The 4,081-nt window shown below is 71.5% G+C and carries 5 protein-coding genes; 3 read left to right on the top strand and 2 right to left on the bottom strand.

The features are described from left to right. Positions 1-631, top strand: a 631-nt coding sequence (locus tag FDZ70_07190) for a DUF1016 domain-containing protein (protein TLM74405.1), incomplete at its 5' end; no start/stop codon positions are given. Positions 632-673: 42 nt separating this feature from the next. Here FDZ70_07190 and ald read toward each other — a convergent pair. Continuing rightward, positions 674-1,771, bottom strand: coding sequence for an alanine dehydrogenase (gene ald, locus FDZ70_07185; protein TLM74404.1), 1,098 nt, complete (start codon positions 1,769-1,771; stop codon positions 674-676). 241 nt (positions 1,772-2,012) lie between these two features. On the opposite strand from ald, the gene FDZ70_07180 reads away from it, so the two are divergent. Both FDZ70_07180 and FDZ70_07175 read left to right on the top strand, forming a co-directional pair. Beyond that, complete coding sequence (locus FDZ70_07180; protein TLM74403.1) at positions 2,013-2,675, top strand: nucleotidyltransferase domain-containing protein; 663 nt, start codon at positions 2,013-2,015, stop codon at positions 2,673-2,675. Beyond that, positions 2,617-3,060, top strand: a complete 444-nt coding sequence (locus FDZ70_07175) for a DNA-binding protein (GenBank protein TLM74402.1) — start codon at positions 2,617-2,619, stop codon at positions 3,058-3,060. The genes FDZ70_07180 and FDZ70_07175 overlap by 59 nt, the downstream gene beginning before the upstream one ends. Positions 3,061-3,090: 30 nt before the next feature. Here FDZ70_07175 and FDZ70_07170 read toward each other — a convergent pair. Continuing rightward, positions 3,091-4,081: DUF3866 family protein (locus FDZ70_07170; protein ID TLM74401.1), on the bottom strand; the 991-nt coding region annotated here is incomplete at its 5' end.

The following is a 4,081-nucleotide window of genomic DNA, read 5'->3' as shown; positions in this document are numbered from 1 at the left end:
CGAGCGCTGGAGTGTGCGCACGCTGCGCGCGCAAGTGGACGGCAAGCTGTACGAGCGCACGCTCGCGGCAAGCGGCGGTGGCATCACCGACCTCGAGCGTGAGCTCGCCGCGCTCCGCGAGTCCGGCGCCACTCCCCCGGCCCTCACCTTCCGCGACCCGCACGTGCTCGACTTCCTCGGCCTGCCTTCCGAGCACAGCGAGTCCGACCTCGAGCAGGCGATCCTCGACGACATGCAGCGCTTCCTGCTCGAACTGGGCGCCGGCTTCGCGTTCGTCGGCAGGCAAAAGCGCATCGCCGTCGACGGCGAGGACTACCATCTCGACTTGCTCTTCTACCACCTCGGGATGCGCTGCTACGTGGCGATCGAACTCAAGACCCGCAAGCTCAAGCCCGGCGACAAGGGGCAGATGGAGCTGTACTGCGCCTGGCTCGACCGGTACGAGCGCAGCGAACTCGACGCACCCACGCTCGGCCTCATCCTCTGCGCCGTGAAGGGCGCGGAGCAGGTCAGTCTGCTCGGGATGGACGACGGCGGGATCCGCGCGGCGCGCTACCTCACCGAGCCGCTGCGCGAGCGGATGCGGGCGCGGCTGGCCGAGACCGCGCGCGGGTTGACGGAGAGCGGGTGACGGGTGACTGTGACCACCCCACCGCACCGCCGGCGCCACTCGCTACAGCGCTGCGCACGCCATCCCGTGCGCCTCCGCTACGGCGGCGTTGACGACCCGCCCCTCGGCCACGTTCACGCCCTTCGCCAGCGCCGCGTCCTCCGCGCACGCCGCGCGCCAGCCCTTGCAGGCGAGCGCGAGCGCGTACGCGAACGTCGCATTCGTGAGCGCGTACGTCGACGTGTTGGGCACCGCGCCGGGCATGTTCGCCACGCCGTAGTGCAGCACGCCGTCGACGACGTACGTCGGGTCGCTGTGCGTGGTCGGATGCGTCGTCTCGATGCAGCCGCCCTGGTCGACGGCCACGTCCACGATCACCGACCCGCGCTTCATGCCCGCCACCATCTCGCGCGTGACCAGCCGCGGCGCCCGCGCGCCCGTCACCAGCACCGCGCCGATGAGCAGGTCCGCATCGCGCACCGCGGCCTCGATGTTGTGCGTGTTCGAGAACACGGTGTGCACGCGATTGCCCCACAGGTCGTCGAGGTGCGCGAGCCTGTTCAGGTCCACGTCGAGCACGGTCACGTCGGCGTCCATCCCCATCGCGATGTAAGCTGCGTTCTTGCCCACCGTCCCGCCGCCGATCACGACGACCTTCGCCGGCAGCACGCCCGGCACGCCGCCCATGAGCATGCCGCGCCCGCCCATCGGCTTGAGCAGGTACTCGGCGCCCACCTGCGCCGCCATGCGCCCCGCCACCTCGGACATCGGTGCGAGCAGCGGCAGCGAACCGTCGGCCCGCTCTACCGTCTCGTACGCGATGCAGACCGCCCCGCTCGCCACGAGCGCCTCGGTCAGCGTGCGGTCGGGCGCGAGATGCAGGTAGGTGAACAGCACCTGGCCTTCGCGCAGCATCGCGACCTCGGGCGGCTGCGGCTCCTTGACCTTGAGCACGAGGTCGGCGGCCCAGACCTCCTCGGCTGTCTGCGCGATGCGCGCGCCGGCGCCCGCGTACTCGCCGTCGGTGATCGACGAGCCCTCGCCCGCACCGGCCTCCACGACCACCTCGTGCCCGTGCGCGACGAACTCGCGCACGCCGCCGGGCGTCGCGCCCACGCGGAACTCGTTGTCCTTGATCTCCTTCGGCACGCCGATGATCATGGGCGGCTCCTCGCAGCGCGACTGCCTCTCACACGGTAGGTACCCGACCCGCCGCCCAAGCCCCTTGACTGCTCCCTCCATGTTGAACCCTAGGCGCTAGCCTCCAATATGGCTCGGCGCTGTTGACGGATCCGCAGCGCCGCGCCGAGCGCCCGCACGCCATGAGTAAGGATCCGGTAGGACCCCGCTCACACCCACGTGCCACGCTGGCCTCGACGGCAGCGAAGGGCATGCGCTATGCTTGACCAACATGGCTGGTCATATGACAAATTCCGTTGGTCTTTCAGCAATCTCCGAGCTGTTCGCCTCGGAGACGCTGGTCGCCGTGCTCGGCCGGTTCGCCGCGCAGCCGGAACGCTCGTTCTACCAGCGCGAACTCTCACGACTCACGGGCTCGAGCCTGTACTTGGTGCAGCGCGAACTGGCACGGCTGACCCGGATGGGGCTCATCGTGCGAACCCCGCGGGGCAAGCACGTGGAGTACGTCGTCGACGCCACGCACCCTGCGTGGCCTCCACTGCGCGACCTCATGCTTCGAACGGTCGCTCTCGCCGCCACACTGCGCGAGGCTATGTCTCCGCTCGCAGAGCGGATCGCACTCGCGTGGGTGTTCGGCTCGGTTGCGCGTGGCACGGACACCTCGGACAGCGACATCGACCTCATGGTGATCGGCGACCTCTCCTTGCGCACGCTCGCCTCGCTCGAACTGCCCGGCCCCGAGACACTGGGGCGACACCTCAACATCGTCACCTACACGCCGGCTGGGCTCCGCGACCGCGCGACGGACGACCACTTTGTGACGCAAGTCCTCGCCTCTCCGCGCATCTGGATCATCGGGTCCGACGATGAACTTGCCGCAATGGTCGCAGGAAGGCCGGCTCAGGCCACACCGCCCGACGAGTAGCGAGCGTGCTGCGCTGCTCGAAGCGGTCGGACGCGACCTGGACGACGCCGCCAACCTCGGCATCTCCGCCGACCGGCGGTTCGCGACCGCCTACTCGGCAGCCCTCATGCTCGCGTCGCTCGCGCTGCACGCGGCCGGGTACCGAGCGGCCGGCCCCGGGCACCATGAGACGACCATGCGGTCATTGCCGCTGGTGATGGGCCCCGAGCAGCTGGAACGCTCGCGGTACCTCGACGCATGCCGCATCAAGCGCAACCACGTCGACTACGACGGGATGGGCTACGCGACGCACGCCGAGGCCGACGAGCTGATCGATGAGGTGGTCCTCCTGCTGGACGACGTCCTCGCCTGGCTTGCGGCAGAGCACCCCGAACTCGGGGTGTGAGGACCGCGACACGCGGCGCGCTGCCGTCGGCTAGAGCAGCTCCCCCGCGCACTTCCCCGCAGCCGCGGCCGCCGCGAAGAACGCCGGGTCGTCGTCCACGCCGCGGCCCATCGTGCGCACCTCGACGCCACGCAGGTCGAGCTCCCCCAGATCCACGCGCACGTCCACACGCTCGTGCCGCCCCCACACGCCCGCGTCCGCGAGTGCCGCGTCGACCGCGCGCACCTGCTCCGAGTCCGCCAGCGCCGGCACCGCGACCACCGCGCGCCCCAGCGCGACCGTCCCGAGCGCCGAGATCGTGTGGTGGCTCACGCCCTGGTGCCGCTCGCGCGCGTCGACGAACGACAGCCGCAGCGCGGCCACCGGACGCCCGCCGAGCGCCGCCGCCGCGTTCACGGCCTCGCCCTGCGCCACGCCGCCGTGCCCGAACGGCGTCGCGGTGCCGGTGACCCCCGGCCCGATCGCCACCACAGCCACGTCCGCCTGCGCGACCGCGCGCGCCGCGAGCAGCCCCGAGTGCAGGTTCACCGCCTCGAGCCCGCCGCCGAACGCCTGGCCGCAGGTCACGGTCTCGTCGACCAGCCCCGCGCCCACGCACGCGCGCATGAGGTCGGACAGCGCGAGCGGCAGCGACGCCTCGTTGGTCATCACGTACGCGATCCGCGCGTCGGGCCTGACCGCGCGTACGCCCGCGCACACGTGCGGCACCTGCGAATGCAGGCCGCAGCAGACCACCGGCATGCCCCCGAGCGACGTCGCGGCAGCCATCGCGGCACCCGCCGCGCCCTCGTCCTCCTCGACGCACACCACGTCGACCTGCAACGGCGTGTAGCGCAGCTTCATCACGTGCCCGCCGCTCGGCGCGATCAGCGCGCCCACCTCCGGAGCGCGCGCCACGACGAAGTGCACGCCGCCTGTGCCGAGCCCGAGCGCGACGGCAGCGGTGTTGAGCAGCACGCGGTCGCCCGCGACGCACGCGCCCGTGAGCGCGGGGTAGCACAACGCCCGCGCGGTCGTGGGA

The sequence above is a fragment of the Actinomycetota bacterium genome (assembly GCA_005774595.1).
GTDB lineage: Bacteria > Actinomycetota > Coriobacteriia > Anaerosomatales > D1FN1-002 > D1FN1-002.
This window is presented reverse-complemented; position numbering and strand designations above follow the sequence as displayed.

What these genes read in the sequence shown, in the direction of transcription:
- ald (TLM74404.1), bottom strand. Translation starts at nt 1,771, where the DNA reads ATGATCATCGGCGTGCCGAAGGAGATCAAGGACAACGAGTTCCGCGTG.
- FDZ70_07175 (TLM74402.1), top strand. Translation starts at nt 2,617, where the DNA reads ATGAACTTGCCGCAATGGTCGCAGGAAGGCCGGCTCAGGCCACACCGC.